The organism is Natrinema versiforme (assembly GCF_005576615.1).
Classification (GTDB): Archaea; Halobacteriota; Halobacteria; order Halobacteriales; family Natrialbaceae; genus Natrinema; species Natrinema versiforme_A.
This window is the reverse complement of record NZ_CP040330.1, coordinates 2,169,296-2,184,891: the sequence shown is the minus strand read 5'-3', so window position 1 is coordinate 2,184,891 and position 15,596 is coordinate 2,169,296. Positions and strand designations below refer to the sequence as shown.

Genomic DNA, 15,596 nt, shown 5'->3' with positions numbered 1-15,596 from the left:
ACTCGAGAGAGTGTCAACGTTGGCATTGCGAGTCGCCACCCGCGAGCGAACGATTAGTCGGGAACGGATAGCTCGAGTGCATCCATCTCGAAAAACGCCGTTTCGTACCCCTGATGGCGCGCCGTCTGCGGGGGCGATTCGATCTCGATCCGCACTGAGTCACCGGCTCGGATATCGGCGAGCGAGCGCCCGTAGTGCAGCCCCAACTCGCCGTCGAGCGTCTGGACGAGTTCGACCGGGCCGTCGCCGACCGGCTCACCGTCGCGCTCGATACCGGCGCGCAGCGAGGTATTGGTCAGCGGCACGCGGTTGTACGGCGTCCGCAGCGAGACGAGCAGGTACCGACCGTCGCCGTCGGCGAGCCGTGAGCCGGACTCGAGCAGCGTGACCACGAAGGCCGCATCGCCGCTTCTGGGGAGTTCGTCAGCGGACGCCTCGGTGTCCGCGTTCGGATCGACCAACCGCGTTCCGGGATAGTCGTCGGCCGGCGGGAGCGCGGAGTACGGAATGTCGGCTCCCATCCCGTCCATCCCTCCGTCGCTGCCGCCGGTCATCGGCTCGAGCGCGCCCCGCTCGCCCCACCGCTCCCGATCGAGCAGTTCGATGCCGTCGACGACATCCTCGCGAAAGGCCTCGTCGTAGGTGAACTCGAACGCCGCGGTCCCGCCGTCGGTGAACCGGCCCTCGAGGGAGCCGGTTCGACGGGTCGGCAGCGGCGGCAGGTCGACGGTGACGGAGTAGGTTCCGTCGGCTGGCAGGGAGACGTTGTCGCCGAAGTGCAGCCCCATCTCCTGGGAGAGCATGGGCCACAGCGGCCGTGATGTGACCTGCTCATCACCCTTCGTGATGGTTACCGTCGGTTCAGCAGTGCCCGGCAGGACCGTTTTCGTCTCCCGATCCCAGCAGACGAGCATGAGATGGACGCCGCGACCGGACTCGGGTTCGACCAGTCGGCGGTCGGTTCCGGTGACGACCCAGAACGGATGCGGGTAGGACAGCATCGGTGCCAGCAGGTAGTCGCCGGCTTCGACCGGCTCGAGCGCTCGCATCGACTTCCGGTGTCCGGGGAGGTAGACCGCCTCCGGCGGGTCCTCGAGCATCGGGATCGGTGCGGTGCCCGTGACATCATCGTCGCTATAGCCCCCGTTTTCGCGGTCGCCGCTCTCGTTCCGACCGTCGGGCTCGCTACCCGGAGCCGCACAGCCGGCGGTGAGCGCGGCCGAAATCGGGACCGCCCGTCGGAGGACCGTTCGACGATTCATGGTCGAGTCACTCGAGTCAGTATCACTCAGTCGCTCAGTAGTGCCACGGGAAGTCGTCGAAGTCGGGCTCGCGGCCCTCGACGAAGGCGTCCCGTCCCTCCGCCGCTTCGTCGGTCATGTAGCCCAGTCGCGTCGCCTCGCCGGCGAAGACCTGCTGGCCGACCATCCCGTCGTCGGTCATGTTGAACGCGTACTTGAGCATCCGCATCGCCGTCGGGCTCTTGGCATTGATGCGCTCGCCCCACTCGAGGGCGGTTTCCTCGAGTTCCTCGTGTGGGACCGCCTCGTTGACCATGCCCATGTCGGCGGCTTCCTCCGCCGAGTAGGTCTTCCCGAGGAAGAACACCTCGCGGGCCTTCTTCTGGCCGATCTGTTTGGCGAGGTAGGCCGAGCCGAAGCCGGCGTCGTAGCTCGCCACGTCGGGATCGGTCTGGAGGAACTTGGCGTGGTCCTCGCTCGCGATGGTGAGATCGCAGACGACGTGCAGCGAGTGGCCGCCGCCGACGGCCCAGCCCGGCACCACGGCGACGACGACCTTCGGGATGTGCCGAATCAGACGCTGCACCTCGAGAATGTGTAGCCGCCCCTGTTCCGATGCTCGCTCTTCGTCGCCCTCGTACTGGTAGCCGTCCTCACCGCGGATCGTCTGATCGCCGCCGGAACAGAAGGCCCAGCCGTCGTCTTTCGAGGACGGCCCGTTCCCGGTCAGCAGGATACAGCCCACGTCGGTCTGGCGCTTGGCGTGGTCGAGCGCGTCGTACAGCTCGTCGACGGTCCCCGGCCGGAAGGCGTTGCGAACGTCGGGCCGATCGAACGCGATCCGAACCGTGCCGGAGTCGACCGCGCGGTGGTAGGTGATGTCGCTGAACTCGTCGTTCAGGTCCGCGACCGGCTCCCAGCGCTCGGGGTCGAACAGTTCCGAAACCATTGGGTCGACGTTGGTCCGCGGCCCGTGAAATAGGTTCGCGTCACGCTCGAGTGATTCGAATGGGCGCTCCGATCCCGCGTCCGCGGTAGGACGGTGGCGTCTTCGCCTGTCGAGCCGGCCCGGCGGAGTAACGCAGCGAGTGGCGTAGGATCTCGAGTCGGGACCGATCCGACCGTTCTCACTCTCGAGTCGCGTTCAGTCCCTGCTGAATGTCGACGGCGTAGCGCTCGTCGATCTCGATCGGCGCGGGACTGTTTCGAACAGTGTTCGTTGCAACGACGCCTGCCTCGCCCGATCGGATCCGAATCCCGGCGTCAGCGGCGTCGCTGATCGCGTTCCCGGTCACGGTGAAACTGTACGGATGCGCCGTCCCCCGGGCGGCCTCGTCGTCGCTGTCGGCCGGGACGGTGCGAGCGAGCACGCCGACCGGACAGTTATCCACCTGATTGCCGGAGATCGTGATATCGGACGAGCGCGCCAGCGGCGTGCCGGCGATTTCCTCGCGGACGTGGGTCTCCTTGTACTCGATCTCGATGCCCGCCTCGCCGCCGGGGTCGGGGGCGTACTCCTCGAGGTCGCGACAGACGTTCCCGACGATCGCGCCCTGCTGGGCGGGCGAACAGGCGATGAGGCTGTGGCCGCCGTCGACGACGACGTTGCCGTAGACCGAGAAGTTGCTGACGTTGTAGGTAGCGATGTTGTTGTAGGTCACGCCGGCGACGTAGTTCCGTGCGACGACGACGTTGTCCGAACGGCGCAGATCCCGGTCGCTTCCGGTCGGCGCGGCTCGGGCGGTGATGCCGTACCAGTTGGGATCGAGCACCTCGTTGCCGACGATCTGTACGTTCGTACACCGAGAGAACGAGATCGCCATCTGGAAGCCGTCGACGGTGCGGTTGTTCGCTACCAGCAGACCGTCACAGTCGTCGGCCTGGATGGCATGGTTGTCGAGTTGCGTTCCGTTCGCATCGAACTCGACGTTGGCGATCGTCACGTCGTCGCCGCGGGCACGGAGCAAGTCGTGACCCGATGGTTCGTCGCTCGTCGTCCCGTCTTCCCCACCGGCGACGACGAACCGCGTTCCCTGCTGGCCGACCAGCGCCGTGTCGTCGCCGATCGTAGCCGGGCCGCCGAACTGGAAGTCCCCACCGCCCGCGACGACGGTGCCGCCGCTCGAGGCGAGGTCGTCGAAGGCGTACTGGAACGCCGCCTCCGCGGTGCCCTCGGTCGAGAACGCGACGCGGCCGGACGCGGCCTCGAGGACGAGGTAGCCGGCGCCGCCCTCGTTGCGACTGCGTCCCGGACCACGGTTCCACCCGCCGCGGCCCTTCGCCCCGTTGCCGTTCGGTCCGCGGCCGTCGCTGCGGACGACGTAGTAGCTCGCACTCGAGAGCGTGTCACCGCCGCGTCCTCGCGCTTCGCCGAGCCCGGTCAGCGCGCTGATTCCGGCGGTCGCTCCGAGGCCGCCGAGGAACGTCCGGCGCGTCGACTGTCCGAACCGCTGGCCGCTGGTGACGGTGGTGTCGTTGGACATCACCCGTCACTGCCGGTGTATCAGTCATAGATTCTTATAATAGATCTATTATTGAATGTCGTGACGTCCTATTCGTACCATACCAGTCATGAGAAGCGTATAGCAAACTCGTCCGATCGCTGCACAGCGGTTCGAATAGCGTCACGGTGACCGAGGCGGTCGGGCCCCGGCCTCGAGTCGCGTTTCGATCGAGCGCTGAGGTCGAGACGGCACGGCGCACCGTTCACGAACCAGGATAACCGCTTTCAGATGCCTACTGGTCCGATATCGACACTAGAGAAGTAACACTCCGTCTCAGACCCGCCCCGTATTTGATATAGCGCTATACGATCTATCAGTCCGAGAGACGACGCAACGAAACGCTGCGTTCGCTTTCCAGCCAGCCACCACGACGATCATCTAAGCCGATTGATTTTTTAGCCGGCCGTTCGACTCCGAAGTCGATGGGCGAGACGTACTACGACGTCCTCGAGGTCGATCCGGAGGCCACTCGAGACGAGATCGAGTCGGCCTATCGGGAGCGCGTCCTCGAGACGCATCCGGATCACTCCGACGACCCCGACGCGGCCGAGCAGTTCCAGCGGGTGACGACCGCGAAGTCGGTGCTTACCGACGGAACCGAACGCGCCCGCTACGATCGGCTCGGCCACGAGTCGTACGTCGGACTCGCCCGAGGCCACGGAACTCGCGATAGCGACGGCTCGAGCCACGAGGGCGGTGAATCAGCGCAGTCGGATTCGGAAACTCGCCGAACGACGCGGCAGACATCAGCCAGCGGGGAGACAACGGCGGCGGGGACGGAAACGTCATCGACGGGGTCCGCGGAATCGTCCGGAGCGGCGAGCGAGTCGTCGGAGACCGACGGCAAGCGGACGAACGCGAACGCTCGAGGGCCGAGCGAGTGGGCCGAACGGGTGCGAACCGACTCCGATAGCACGCAGACCGGGGCCGACCGCACCGATCGGGAGGAGAGCCATCACGCTCGGCAACGGTCCGAGCGACGCCGCCAACGTGCGAAGCAACGAGCGGCCGGGGACTGGCCGTTCGAGAGCGGCGATCCCAGCCCCTCGAGCGGGACAACTGCCACAGCACCGGGAGAGGCCGAAGACACGCAGGACACAGAAGAGGCGGAGTATTCGGTCCACGATTGGGACGGCGAGGTCGACCTCGAGTGGGAGGGGCCGGCGCTCGATCGGACGACGGCGGTGTCGGTCGGTGCCGTCGCGTTGCTGTATCCGCTGTTCGTCGCCGCGAGCCTCACGCCGCTGTTTTCGCTGCCGGTCAACGCGATCATCGCCGCCTGTACGCTCGCGCTGGTCGGCTACCTGCTGACGATGCCCCGAATCGCGGCCGCGGCCTTTGGCGGCTGGAGCGTTTTCTTTCCGGTCGGCATGGCGTGGTCGTCGTTCGTCGATCCGCTCTCCCTGTTCGGATTGCTCGCGCTCGGATTTGCGTGGATTCCGTTCGGCTACGCCGTCGCGCTCTGGTGGCTACTGCGGCCGTAACATCGCTCGCCGTGAATAGAATTCCGACTCGAGGTTAGTCCGCTCCGTCGCCCGCCGTTCCGAGGTCGCTCGCGACCGCGGTTTGCACGCGCTCCGCGAGTGCGTCGCGCCGCCGGTGGTTCGCTTCGGAATCGAACTCAATGGCGATGAGTTGCGTTCCCGCCGCCTCGAGCGATCGGCGGTAGGCGGCCGCGAAGTTCGCGGGGGTCACACGCTCGAACTCGATGTCGTATACGTCGGCGAGATCCTCGAACTCGAGGCCGTGGGGCGTCTTGAACTGGTCGGTAAACGGCGGGTCGAACGCCTCGATCGGGAGTTTGTGGAAGATGCCGCCGCCGTCGTTGTCCAGCAACACGATCGTGGCGTCGACGTCGCACCGGTCGACCGCGAGCAGGCCGTTCGAATCGTGATAGAGGGACAGGTCGCCGGTCGCGAGCACCAGCGGCTCGTCGGCCGCGCTGCCGGCCCCGAGCGCCGTGCTCACGATGCCGTCGATACCGCTGGCGCCGCGGTTCGCGAGCACGGTCAGATCGGCGGCTCGAGGCCGGGCGAATCGGTCGGTATCCCGGATCGGCATGCTGTTCGAGACGAAGACGGTCGCCGGGTCCGGCGCGTTCGAGAGCACCGATGCGAGGATCGCACCCTCGAACGGCTCCGACTCGAGCGCATCGGGAGACAGCGCCTCGTCGCGGATTTCCCAGTGTCGGCGTTCGGCCGCATCGAATTGGGCCTGCCACTCGGCGTCGGTCCGGTCGGCTCCGGGGTCGCTGTCTGCGTCGCCGAGCGCCTCGAGCAGTCCGTCGACGACGGCGCCGGGTTCCGCCGCGAGCAGATCCGTCGCGGTGAACGTTGCCTCGCGCCACGCGCCCGCGGGATCGACGAGGAACTGTCGGGCGTCGGCGTCGCGGAGCCAGTGGCGAAGCGGTTTCGACGTCGGCGAGGCCCCGAATCGGAGGACCGCGTCCGGCGGCGGAAGCTCCTCAACGTAGGTGTCGTAGCCGCCGTAGATCGAACGCGATTCTCCGTTCCTGTTCCCGTCGCCGCCCTCGCCGTCGCTCTCGGTTTCGTCCTCGCGCTCGACGTGCGGGCCGAACCGCAGCCCCGAAAGCGGGTCCGCGAGGATCGGCGCGCCGAGTCGATCCGCGAGGTCGGTCACGGCCGCGGGCTCGAGGTCGGCGAGCGCCGTCGGATCGGCGGGTCCCGCGACGATCAGCGGCCGATCGGCGGCCTCGAGCGCACCCAGTAGCCGTCGGTGGTCGTCCGCTGCGAGCGTCTGCGTCCCACCAGTGGTTTCGACGAACGGGCCGTCGCGTCCCCGCCCGGCCACCGTCTCGGCGAACGAGTCGGGCACGTCGCCGGGCACCTCGAGCGGCTCGAGGGGCTTGCGAAACGGACAGTTGAGGTGGACGGGACCGGGTGGAATCCCGGTCGTTTCCGAGAGCGCTCGAGCCGCGGTCGTCCGGAGACTCCGCACCTTCCGCTCGTCGGGTTCGGGATCGGGTAGCTCGGCGTCCCACCGGACTGCGTCGCCGTAGAGTTTGACCTGATCGACGGTCTGGTTCGCGCCGCTGTCGCGCAACTCCGACGGCCGGTCGGCGGTGAGAACCAGCAGCGGGACGCGGGCCTGATCGGCCTCCATCACGGCGGGATGGAAGTTCGCCGCCGCGGTCCCCGAGGTACAGACCAGCGCCGTCGGCTCGCCGGTCCGGCGGGCGCGACCGAGCGCGAAGTAGGCCGCCGAGCGCTCGTCTAAATGCGAGTAGACGTCGATGTCCGGGTGCTCGGCGAACGCGACCGTCAGCGGCGTCGATCGGCTCCCGGGCGCGAGACAGACGGCCTCGAGGCCGCCCGCCGCGAGTTCGTCGACGAGGATACGACCCCACAGGGTCGCGCGGTTCGGTGCGCTCATCTCAGGTGTTATCGCAGTTCATCGAGGATCGGTCGGAACTTCAGTTCTACCTCCGGCCACTCTTCGTCGGGATCGCTGTCGGCGACGATCCCGTTGCCGGCGAAGAGCGTCACGGTCCCGTCGGCCGCGACGCCCGAGCGGAGCGCGACCGCGAATTCGCCGTCACCGTCGGCGTCGAACCAGCCGACGGGCGCGGCGTACCAGCCCCGCTCGAAGGGCTCCGTCTCGCGAATCGTCTCCCAGGCCGCGTCCGGCGGAACGCCGCCCACTGCGGGGGTGGGATGTAACGCCTCGACGAGTTCGAGGACGTGTCGATCCCCCTCGAGTCTCGCTTCGATCGGCGTCCGGAGGTGCTGGATCGTCGCCAGCCGGCGGATCGTCTGCTCGCGGACGGTGAGTTCGCGCGCGAGGGGCTCGAGTTGGTCGCTGATCGCGTCCGCGACGAGCCCGTGTTCGTGCTGGAACTTCGCGTCGGCACGCATCCGTTCGACGTGTTCCTCGTCTTCGGCCGGCGTCTCGCCGCGGGGGACCGAGCCGGCGAGTGCCTCCGTCTCGACGCGGTCGCCGCGTTTCGAAACCAGCCGCTCGGGCGGCGCGCCGAAGAACGTGCCGCCGATCCCGTGGCCGACCAGAAACCGGTAACAGTTCGGGTACCGGCGGCGCAGTCGCTCGACCGTCGCGGGTACGTCGATCGGCCCCTCGAGTTCGACGGAAAGCGCCTGTGCGAGGACGACTTTCGTCAGCGTTCCGTCGGCGATCCGCTCGAGGGCGGTCTCGACCTGTGTCGTCCAGTCGGCCTGCGAGGTCGTCCGCCGGGTCGCGGCGACGCCGGGCGTCGAGCCGCTCGGTCGCATCGCCGGCAGGTCCCGCAGGCGCTCGTGCCAGCGCTCGAGGCGGTCGTCGGCCTCGTCGGCCCGGTTCCCGACGGCCGTCAGCCACGTCCCGTCGTCGGTTCGAGTGACGAGTACTTGCGGGACGACAAAGGAGGCCGCGTCGAACCCGGTCCACGGCGGGTCCGGCTCGTGGCCGTCGTGAAACGACACGCCGCCGACGGCGCGCGGCCGGGCCGCCTCGGGGCCGTCGTGTGCGAGTCCGTCGAACGCGCGCCTCGCTTGCGTTCGAATTCGATCGAATCGGTCGGTGCCGGCCGCGGTAACCCGCGCAGCGACGCCCCGACCGACGAGTTCGAGACCGTCGGGTGTGGCCCACTGGACGCGGGACTCGGCGCTGCCGTCGAGTATCGCGCTGAAAGAGACGTCCTCGAGTTCGCGGCTCCGGCTCACGAGGCCGTCAGCCTCCCCAGCCGGATCCGTCCCACCCGCCAGTCGACCATCGCCCGACGATCGATCCATCGACCACAGGTCAGGACCGCCTCGCCTTCAGCCTAACTATTCACCGAGCACTAACTGTACCGCTCTTCCTGCCACGGGTCCGCGGTCTGGGAGTACCCCCGTCGCTCCCAGTAGCCCCGCTGGGACTCGGTGAGAAACTCGACGCCGTCGACCCACTTCGCGCCCTTGTAGGCGTACCTGTGGGGCGTGACTACCCGGAGCGGGCCGCCGTGGTCGTCCGGGAGCGACTCGCCGTCGAATTCCCACGTGAACAGGACCTCATCGCGCATGCAGTCCTCGAGCGGCAGGTCCGTCGTGTAGTCGTCCATCGCGGAGAACATGACGTGGACCGCATCATCGTGAACGCCGGCCCGCTCGGCGAGTTCGGGGAACGACACCCCGGTAAACGTACAGTCGAACTTGCTCCAGCCGGTCACGCAGTGAAAGTCCTGTCGCTGGGTGACACTCGGCAGGTCCCGGAACTCGTCCCACGAGAAGGAGAGTTCCTCGTCGACCGCACCGGTGACGGTGAACTCCCACGTCTCGGGGTCCCAGTCGGGCGTCCCGCTCTTCGAGAGGACGGGAAACGCGGACGTCTCGCGCTGTCCGGGTGGCAGTCGCTCGTCGCCGAACTCCTGATAGAGGTCCGTAACGTCCGTCGCGTCCATGTCCGTGGGTACGTCCCGACGGATGTAGGTGTGACGCATCGGCCCTACTCTCGACCGGTTCCGCAGACGGTCGCCGCTCGACGCGGACACTCGCGGCGTCGGTCCAGCGAAAACCGCGCCGATTCGGCCCCTCGATCCGAACCGTTGCGACGAACGCGCGGCCGGCCCTCGACTAACCCCGAATTGGGCTGACGAGAACGGGTTCGAAACTGATCGAAACAGTCCGTTGGTTGGCACTACTCGGGGGTTTCTCGCGAAACCCTCGCCATCCCTTAGTACAGTCTCGCCGAGAGAAATCAGTGCATGGCGAGCAGACAACAGATAACGGAACGAGAGATGTCCGGACAGGCAGCGGAAGAAGTCGGTGAACAGGCGATGGGGCCTGCGTTCATCGCGTCGGCCGCAGCGGTCGGCCTTTCGCTATACTACTTCTTCATGCGCGGGGAGCGCCAGCTCGGCGCGTTCATCGGCCTCTGGCCGCCGACTATCCTGGCGTTCGCGAGTTACTTCAACCAGCGCAAGATGCGCCAGCAACTCGACACACTGACCCAGCCCGGGACGAAGCTGAAGAACGCGTTCGACTCGATGATGGGTAACCGCTAAGCGACCCGCGTCGCCGACTTCTCATCCGCACATGGTTCCCGCGACGGCTTCGACCTCGCTCGAGCCGCCTACCCGTTCGACGAGTGCATGCTTCGTTCCGGCCGCTGTCAGTCCCCGTCAAACCTAAATACCCCCTCGCCGAAAGCCGAATCAGATGCCGAAAGTAGAGATCACCATACCGGAGCACCTCGAGATGCAGATCGCCCAGATGGTCGAACGCGGCGAGTTCGTCAACCGCGAGGAGGCGATCGAGGACCTCCTTTCGACGGGCATCAAGGCCTACAAGACCAGTGGACCCTCCGACGAAGAGGAGGGAGCAGGAACCGGCGGGACCGGCTTCGAAGACGACGGCATGATGGGCCACGACGACGAGTACGTCTTCTAGCTTATATCCCGACCGCGAGCAACGGAATTCCGAACGCAACCACCGCGCCGATCAGCGCGACGAGAGCGCCGATCAACACGGCTCGCGACGAGTAATCGCTCATCGGTGCGGTCGTTCGCTCGGCGTCGAGATCGTGCCCGACATCGGCTCCCGTGTCGTCACCCTCGGGGGTTTCAGTGTCGTCTGCCATACGTGCTCGTTCTCGGTTCGATCACTTAAGAACACCTACACGGATCGTCGACTCGAGCGCCGGCGTCGGGTCGTCTCGGCTCGCGAACACGATCCAGACCCCTTTACTACCCCCAGTGCGAACTGTGCGGTAGTAACCACATGGTATTGACCAAGCGAGTCATCCCGTGTATCGACGTGGATCTCGACGAGGACGGGAACCCGGCGGTCTACACCGGCGTCAACTTCGAGGATCTGAAGTACACCGGCGATCCGGTCGAGATGGCCAAGGCCTACAACGAGTCCGGCGCGGACGAGTTCGTCTTCCTCGACATCACCGCCTCCGCGGAGGGCCGCGAGACGATGCTCGACGTCGTCGAGCGCGTCGCCGACGAGGTCTTCATCCCCCTCACGGTCGGCGGCGGCATCCGCACTACCGAGGACATCAAAGAGACCCTGCGCGCCGGCGCGGACAAGGTCTCGATCACCACCGGCGCGCTCGAGCGCCCCGAACTGATCAACGAGGGCGCGAAAGCCTTCGGTAACCAGTGTATCGTCATCAGCGTCGACGCGAGACGACGCTTCGACGAGCAGGGCGAGAACTATGTCGAAATCGACGGCGAGTCCTGCTGGTTCGAGTGTACGAAAAAGGGCGGCCGCGAGGGGACCGGCATCGACGTCCTCGAGTGGGCTCGAGAGGCCGAGTCCCGCGGCGCGGGCGAACTCTTCGTCAACTCGATCGACAAGGACGGCACCAAAGACGGCTACGACCTCCCCCTGACGGAAGCCGTCTGCGACGCCGTCGATACGCCGGTCATCGCCTCCTCTGGCTGTGGCGGTCCCGAGGACATGTACGACGTGTTCACCGACGCCGGTGCCGACGCCGGCCTCGCGGCCTCGATCTTCCACTTCGACGAGTACTCGATCGAGGAGACGAAGGCCTACCTCGACGAGCGCGACGTTCCCGTTCGTCTCTGACAGCGGCCGATTCGACCGCTATCCGTCGCTTTCGTACACGGTCCACTATATTTATATACACCCAGTTTCCTTCGGCTATTAATGGAGTGGCGATGCACGTGGTGTGGGAAACCGCACGCGGAAGACGATCCGCCCTGTGACGACTGCGGCCACAACGCATTCGAGAAGGCGGTCGTCCGCGAGGGGGACGCCGAGTCGACGGACGCGTCGGCCGGCACGATCGATACCGGAACGAGCTACGTCTGGACCTGTTCGGACTGCGGCCGCGAGCACGTCAAGCACAATCCGCCGTGCTCGCGCTGTGGCAACCCGACTCTCGAGAAGACCGAACAGACCTACGACGATGTCGATCGGGATCTCGACGCGCCGGGCTGGCTGGGAGTCGCCAAACCGTACCTGCCCGTGGTCGCCGTCGTCGTCCTGATCGGCGCGCTGTTCGCCACCGGGATCGTCTCACCGACGATGATAAACGGGATTTTCACGCCGGATCCGCCCGATGCGCCCGGTGACGGAACCGAGGCGGCGGGGATCGACCTCGAACGGACTGAGGAGTTGATCCACGACCGCCTCGAGGACGAGCGCGCCGACTCGCGGACGTACGACGACGGCCTCGCAGCGTACGCGGAGTACCACAATCGCGCGTACGTTGCGATCGAGTACGAGGATGCCAGGGTCGAGGCGGTATCGCTACGGGACTTCGGGATCGACTGTCGCGGCACGCTCGAGGAAGGCCAGCTACCGGCCGCCCTGTCGACGGCGAACTACGATGACGAAGCCGCGCTCGCCGACGGCGTCGTCGATTTCATGCGCTCGGGCGACGGCGTCACTGGGTCCGGATACGACGGCGAGGGGATCGATCTCCACGCCGTCGACGGCTCGATCTACGTGTTCTACGCGACGTGCTGATCGGGCCGTTTCGATCGAACGTCCTCTGAGGGGAGGGTCCGACTGAAACGATGCCGTCGAGTGAGACCGGTGACTCGCGGACCGACGTGTTCGACCGTCCAATACGCTTATCCCTCCGCGGTCGTGCTCTTCTATCAGTGAACTGGCGGTGTACGCGGTGTGGCAAACCGCACGCGGAGAACGACCCGCCCTGTGACGACTGCGGCCATAACTCGTTCGAGAAGGCGGTCGTCCGCGTCGACGAGGAGAACGGATCCGGGCCCGGGAGCGACGGCGCTCCCGATGCGGATCGCGAGCCGATCCCCTCCGGGACCGTCGAAACGGGGCCCGACTACGTCTGGGCCTGTCCCAACTGCGGGCGGGAACACGTCCGGAACACCCCGCCCTGTTCTCGCTGTGGCAACCCCGACCTCGAGCGGGTCGAGCAGACCTACGAGGGGCTGGAACGCGATCTGGACACGCCGAGCTGGTTCGAGGTCGCAAAGCCCTACCTGCCGATCTTCGTCGTCATCGGCGTGATCGTCGCGCTGTTCGCGACGGGGATCGTCTCACCAACGATCCTGCCGGGGATCGGTCCGCCCGACGCGCCGGGACAGGGCTCCGAGGCGTCCGGACTCGATCTCGAGGCCGTGGACCGAGCGGTCCACGACCGGCTCGAGGAAGAACGAGAGCCCGCGGACCGGCGGACGTACGACGACGGACTGGCGGCGTACGCGGAGTCCGAGAACCGCAGGCTCGTCGTGCGCGACTTCGAGGACAGAAATCCGGATGGAGCGAGCGCCGACGAGTTCGATCACGACTGCGAGGCCCCGGTACACGGCGTACCGACGGTCCTCACGGCCATCTCGGTTGACGACTACGCCGACGAATCGGGACTCGCCGAGGACATCGCTTCGGCGTTGCTCTCGCAGTACGGCGACGATATGCGGACCGGGTTCGACGCCGAAGGTGTCGACGTTCACGTCGCGCCGAACGGGGATGTCTACACCGTCTACGCGGCGTGCTGATCGATGACAGTCGGCTGATGCATCGTTTCGGCGTCGCAGTTCGTCGGTGACGACAGCTCGTTATCTCGCTGTAAGACGTGACCGAACCGAAACGTGACCCGAGCAACGAGCGGAAAAAGAACGATCGAGAGCGCTGCGATCGACCGCCGGCCGCGTCGGCGTCTTATGCGGCCGCCTCGAACGCGTCCCGGAAGGAGTTCGCCTTCTCGCGGACCGCGACGGCGGCTTCCTCGAGACACTCGAGGGGGTCCGCGCCCTCGGTCTTGATCGTCAGGATCGGCTCGGTCTGGCCGCCCGACTGTTCGGGATTGACGTCGTAGGTCGCTGCGCTCACGTCGTCGTGCTCGAGCAGCGCGCCCTTGAGCACGTTCATGAATGTGTGATCCTCGCCGGCGATTTCGATCGAGAGTTCGTCCTCGGTGCTCTCGGTGACCCGCAGTTCCATGTCACGCAGTCCGTTCGTCGGCTGCTTGTACCTTTCGAAGCCGCCGCTCGAGGACCGCATGCGAAGGCAAATCACTATACGCCGCCGTTCGAACCACGGGACATGCTCTCGCTTGCGGCCCTGCTGACGGTCGTCGTCGCCGCGGCGCTGGTGGGGTCGATCGCGGTCGTCAGACGGGTTCACCGGCCGACCCGACGCTGGCGCGACGTACTCGAGTCGCGGCTCGTGTACGGGGTCCCGTGGGGGTCGCTGATCGTGATCGCGTTCGTGGTCTGTGTCTATCTGTTCGTCCAGGACGGTATCGCGGACATATCCGATCCGGTGACGATCCCCTACCGCAGCTGGTCGTACTTCTATCCGCTGGGGATGGCCACGGCGGCGTTCTCCCACGCTGGGCTGAGCCATCTCCTCGGGAATCTGGCCGGGACGGTCGTCGTCGCACCGCTCGTCGAGTTCGCGTGGAGCCACTACCCGGACGACCGGGACCCCGAGCGGCCCGACTCGTGGCGGACGAATCCGCGGCTGCGGGCGTTCGTGCTCTTTCCGCTGGCCGTCGTCGCCGTCGGGCTGGCGACCAGTCTCTTCTCCCTCGGCCCCGTGATCGGCTTCTCGGGCGTCGTCTTCGCCCTCGCCGGCTTCGCCGTCGTCCACTATCCGATCGTCACGATCGTCGGCACGCTCGGCGTCCAGAGCGTGCTTTTGCGGCTCTATTACGCGCTTCGGGAGCCGATCAACGTCTACACCGCACAGCCAAGCCCGCCGTCTGCACCCTCGTGGGCCGGCATCGCCATTCAGGGCCACGCGCTCGGGCTCTTCATCGGCTTCGTCCTCGGCATCGCGCTCCTCGAGCGCCGTGGAACCCGTCCCAATCCGCTGCGACTCTGGCTCGCCGTCCTCCTCTTTGGTTTCTCGAAGCGACTGTGGGCGATCTACTGGTTCGGCGGCGAGAACACGTACATCCTCTTTCAGGGGCCGGGCGTCGTCGTCGTCTCGATACTCGCGCTCGTGGTCACCCTCTCGATGACCGCCTCCGAGACGCCGCTCGTCCCGGCGCGACTCGAGGAGCTGTTCGCCGGATCGGAGCGGGCGAATCCGCGGTCGAACGGCGGGGTCCAACCATCGATCGATCGGTCGTTCGAACTCGCCGGCGGTCCCGCCGACGGAGCCGTCACCGCCCGACTCGAGCGCGTTCGCGAACTCGTGTCGGGGGCTCGAACGCGGGCCACCGAAGCCGCCGATTCGAGCGCGCTGTCGGACCTAACACGCAGACGGGCCGCGTTTCTCGCGGTCGTCGCCGTCCTCGCGATCCTCGCCGGGGTCGCGATCCCCGCCAGTTTCCTCGTCGTCGAGGACGCGACCGCGTCCTCGGACGCCGCCGTCCAGATCGAGGACTACACCGTCGAGTACGTCGAGGGCGTTCCGAACGGGCTCGTCTCCGGGATCGGCATCGAGGCCCTCGAGAGCGACGACGGCCTCGAGTCCAGCGGGGTAATCGTCGCCAGCGAGCAACGAAACGTCTGGCTCGAGGCGGTCAGCGCCCAGCGGCTCTCCTTTACCGGCGAGGAGACGGTCACCGTCGGCGGCCCCGGCTGGCGCGAGGCGGTCCACGTCGAACGCACCGGCTGGGAGCCCGTCGGCAACGAGACCGTCTATCAGGTCTGGCTGTGGGAAGACGGCGAGGATCGACGGCTCGCACACGAGTCCAACGAGTCCCGCGCGGAGGCGACGATCGCCGGCCGGAACGTGACGATCGACTCCGCCGACGGCGAGTTCGTCCTCGAGGTCGACTCGAGCGGAACCGCCGTCGCGACGACGCCGATTCCCGGGGAAAACGAAACGGCGACTGCGGGCGGGCTCACCTTCGAGCGCAGCAACGAGACGGTCTACGCGTCTGCCGACGGAACGCGTGTCGCGGTTGCAAGCGAGGAGACGTACGATGCGGTCGGCTAAGGTCCGGTGGCGACGCA

At 66.8% G+C, this 15,596-nt stretch carries 15 protein-coding genes; 7 read left to right on the top strand and 8 right to left on the bottom strand.

Features of this window, described 5'->3' with window-relative positions; translation table 11 throughout:
• Positions 1–53: 53 nt before the first annotated feature.
• The 3 genes from FEJ81_RS10755 to FEJ81_RS10745 all read right to left on the bottom strand — a co-directional run bounded on the left by FEJ81_RS10755 (position 54) and on the right by FEJ81_RS10745 (position 3,724).
• Complete coding sequence (locus FEJ81_RS10755; RefSeq protein ID WP_138245289.1) at positions 54–1,262, bottom strand: DUF7350 domain-containing protein; 1,209 nt, start codon at positions 1,260–1,262, stop codon at positions 54–56.
• Between the two features lie 34 nt (positions 1,263–1,296).
• Positions 1,297–2,190, bottom strand: coding sequence for a 1,4-dihydroxy-2-naphthoyl-CoA synthase (locus FEJ81_RS10750; protein ID WP_138245288.1), 894 nt, complete (start codon positions 2,188–2,190; stop codon positions 1,297–1,299).
• A 178-nt stretch (positions 2,191–2,368) separates the two neighbouring features.
• Positions 2,369–3,724 carry a right-handed parallel beta-helix repeat-containing protein gene (locus tag FEJ81_RS10745; RefSeq protein ID WP_138245287.1) on the bottom strand — a complete coding sequence of 452 codons (1,356 nt, stop codon included), beginning with the start codon at positions 3,722–3,724 and terminating at the stop codon, positions 2,369–2,371.
• 443 nt (positions 3,725–4,167) lie between these two features.
• Here FEJ81_RS10745 and FEJ81_RS10740 point away from each other — a divergent pair, with 443 nt between their 5' ends.
• Positions 4,168–5,229 carry a J domain-containing protein gene (locus tag FEJ81_RS10740; RefSeq protein ID WP_138245286.1) on the top strand — a complete coding sequence of 354 codons (1,062 nt, stop codon included), beginning with the start codon at positions 4,168–4,170 and terminating at the stop codon, positions 5,227–5,229.
• Positions 5,230–5,263: 34 nt separating this feature from the next.
• Here the strand turns inward: FEJ81_RS10740 and menD are convergent, their stop codons facing one another.
• Genes menD through FEJ81_RS10725 form a run of 3 tightly spaced genes read right to left on the bottom strand, consistent with a single transcriptional unit; the run spans position 5,264 to position 9,176 of the window.
• Positions 5,264–7,138 (bottom strand): 2-succinyl-5-enolpyruvyl-6-hydroxy-3-cyclohexene-1-carboxylic-acid synthase, encoded by a 1,875-nt coding sequence (gene menD, locus FEJ81_RS10735; protein WP_138245285.1) that lies wholly within the window; start codon positions 7,136–7,138, stop codon positions 5,264–5,266.
• An 8-nt stretch (positions 7,139–7,146) separates the two neighbouring features.
• Positions 7,147–8,490 carry an isochorismate synthase gene (locus tag FEJ81_RS10730; RefSeq protein WP_138245284.1) on the bottom strand — a complete coding sequence of 448 codons (1,344 nt, stop codon included), beginning with the start codon at positions 8,488–8,490 and terminating at the stop codon, positions 7,147–7,149.
• A 50-nt stretch (positions 8,491–8,540) separates the two neighbouring features.
• Positions 8,541–9,176 carry a sulfite oxidase-like oxidoreductase gene (locus FEJ81_RS10725; protein ID WP_138245283.1) on the bottom strand — a complete coding sequence of 212 codons (636 nt, stop codon included), beginning with the start codon at positions 9,174–9,176 and terminating at the stop codon, positions 8,541–8,543.
• A 264-nt stretch (positions 9,177–9,440) separates the two neighbouring features.
• On the opposite strand from FEJ81_RS10725, the gene FEJ81_RS10720 reads away from it, so the two are divergent.
• Positions 9,441–9,740 (top strand): hypothetical protein, encoded by a 300-nt coding sequence (locus FEJ81_RS10720; protein WP_138245282.1) that lies wholly within the window; start codon positions 9,441–9,443, stop codon positions 9,738–9,740.
• 154 nt (positions 9,741–9,894) lie between these two features.
• The gene (locus FEJ81_RS10715; protein WP_006180851.1) at positions 9,895–10,125 is read left to right on the top strand and encodes a ribbon-helix-helix domain-containing protein; all 231 of its coding nucleotides are present in this window, start codon (positions 9,895–9,897) and stop codon (positions 10,123–10,125) included.
• A 1-nt stretch (position 10,126) separates the two neighbouring features.
• Here FEJ81_RS10715 and FEJ81_RS10710 read toward each other — a convergent pair whose 3' ends face one another.
• On the bottom strand, positions 10,127–10,315 hold the full coding sequence (locus FEJ81_RS10710; RefSeq protein ID WP_138245281.1) for a DUF7550 family protein: 189 nt from the start codon (positions 10,313–10,315) through the stop codon (positions 10,127–10,129).
• Positions 10,316–10,455: 140 nt separating this feature from the next.
• Between FEJ81_RS10710 and hisF the strand changes: the two genes are divergently transcribed.
• The 3 genes from hisF to FEJ81_RS10695 all read left to right on the top strand — a co-directional run bounded on the left by hisF (position 10,456) and on the right by FEJ81_RS10695 (position 13,184).
• Entirely contained in the window at positions 10,456–11,271 is an 816-nt protein-coding gene (hisF, locus tag FEJ81_RS10705) for an imidazole glycerol phosphate synthase subunit HisF (RefSeq protein WP_138245280.1), read from the top strand.
• 81 nt (positions 11,272–11,352) lie between these two features.
• On the top strand, positions 11,353–12,177 hold the full coding sequence (locus tag FEJ81_RS10700) for a hypothetical protein (protein WP_138245279.1): 825 nt from the start codon (positions 11,353–11,355) through the stop codon (positions 12,175–12,177).
• Positions 12,178–12,314: 137 nt separating this feature from the next.
• Positions 12,315–13,184 carry a hypothetical protein gene (locus FEJ81_RS10695; protein WP_138245278.1) on the top strand — a complete coding sequence of 290 codons (870 nt, stop codon included), beginning with the start codon at positions 12,315–12,317 and terminating at the stop codon, positions 13,182–13,184.
• Between the two features lie 163 nt (positions 13,185–13,347).
• On the opposite strand, the gene FEJ81_RS10690 is transcribed toward FEJ81_RS10695, so the two are convergent.
• Complete coding sequence (locus FEJ81_RS10690) at positions 13,348–13,629, bottom strand: DNA-directed RNA polymerase subunit L (RefSeq protein ID WP_138245277.1); 282 nt, start codon at positions 13,627–13,629, stop codon at positions 13,348–13,350.
• A gap of 102 nt (positions 13,630–13,731) precedes the next feature.
• Here FEJ81_RS10690 and FEJ81_RS10685 point away from each other — a divergent pair, with 102 nt between their 5' ends.
• On the top strand, positions 13,732–15,579 hold the full coding sequence (locus tag FEJ81_RS10685; RefSeq protein WP_138245276.1) for a rhomboid family intramembrane serine protease: 1,848 nt from the start codon (positions 13,732–13,734) through the stop codon (positions 15,577–15,579).
• Positions 15,580–15,596: the final 17 nt, after the last annotated feature.

Bases quoted from the DNA above. Each gene is read 5' to 3' on its own strand.
- FEJ81_RS10710 (WP_138245281.1), bottom strand. From the start codon at position 10,315: ATGGCAGACGACACTGAAACCCCCGAGGGTGACGACACGGGAGCCGAT.
- FEJ81_RS10700 (WP_138245279.1), top strand. From the start codon at position 11,353: ATGGAGTGGCGATGCACGTGGTGTGGGAAACCGCACGCGGAAGACGAT.
- FEJ81_RS10740 (WP_138245286.1), top strand. From the start codon at position 4,168: ATGGGCGAGACGTACTACGACGTCCTCGAGGTCGATCCGGAGGCCACT.
- FEJ81_RS10750 (WP_138245288.1), bottom strand. From the start codon at position 2,190: ATGGTTTCGGAACTGTTCGACCCCGAGCGCTGGGAGCCGGTCGCGGAC.
- FEJ81_RS10720 (WP_138245282.1), top strand. From the start codon at position 9,441: ATGGCGAGCAGACAACAGATAACGGAACGAGAGATGTCCGGACAGGCA.
- menD (WP_138245285.1), bottom strand. From the start codon at position 7,138: ATGAGCGCACCGAACCGCGCGACCCTGTGGGGTCGTATCCTCGTCGAC.
- FEJ81_RS10725 (WP_138245283.1), bottom strand. From the start codon at position 9,176: ATGCGTCACACCTACATCCGTCGGGACGTACCCACGGACATGGACGCG.
- FEJ81_RS10745 (WP_138245287.1), bottom strand. From the start codon at position 3,724: ATGTCCAACGACACCACCGTCACCAGCGGCCAGCGGTTCGGACAGTCG.
- FEJ81_RS10715 (WP_006180851.1), top strand. From the start codon at position 9,895: ATGCCGAAAGTAGAGATCACCATACCGGAGCACCTCGAGATGCAGATC.
- FEJ81_RS10685 (WP_138245276.1), top strand. From the start codon at position 13,732: ATGCTCTCGCTTGCGGCCCTGCTGACGGTCGTCGTCGCCGCGGCGCTG.
- FEJ81_RS10755 (WP_138245289.1), bottom strand. From the start codon at position 1,262: ATGAATCGTCGAACGGTCCTCCGACGGGCGGTCCCGATTTCGGCCGCG.
- FEJ81_RS10730 (WP_138245284.1), bottom strand. From the start codon at position 8,490: ATGGATCGATCGTCGGGCGATGGTCGACTGGCGGGTGGGACGGATCCG.
- hisF (WP_138245280.1), top strand. From the start codon at position 10,456: ATGGTATTGACCAAGCGAGTCATCCCGTGTATCGACGTGGATCTCGAC.
- FEJ81_RS10690 (WP_138245277.1), bottom strand. From the start codon at position 13,629: ATGGAACTGCGGGTCACCGAGAGCACCGAGGACGAACTCTCGATCGAA.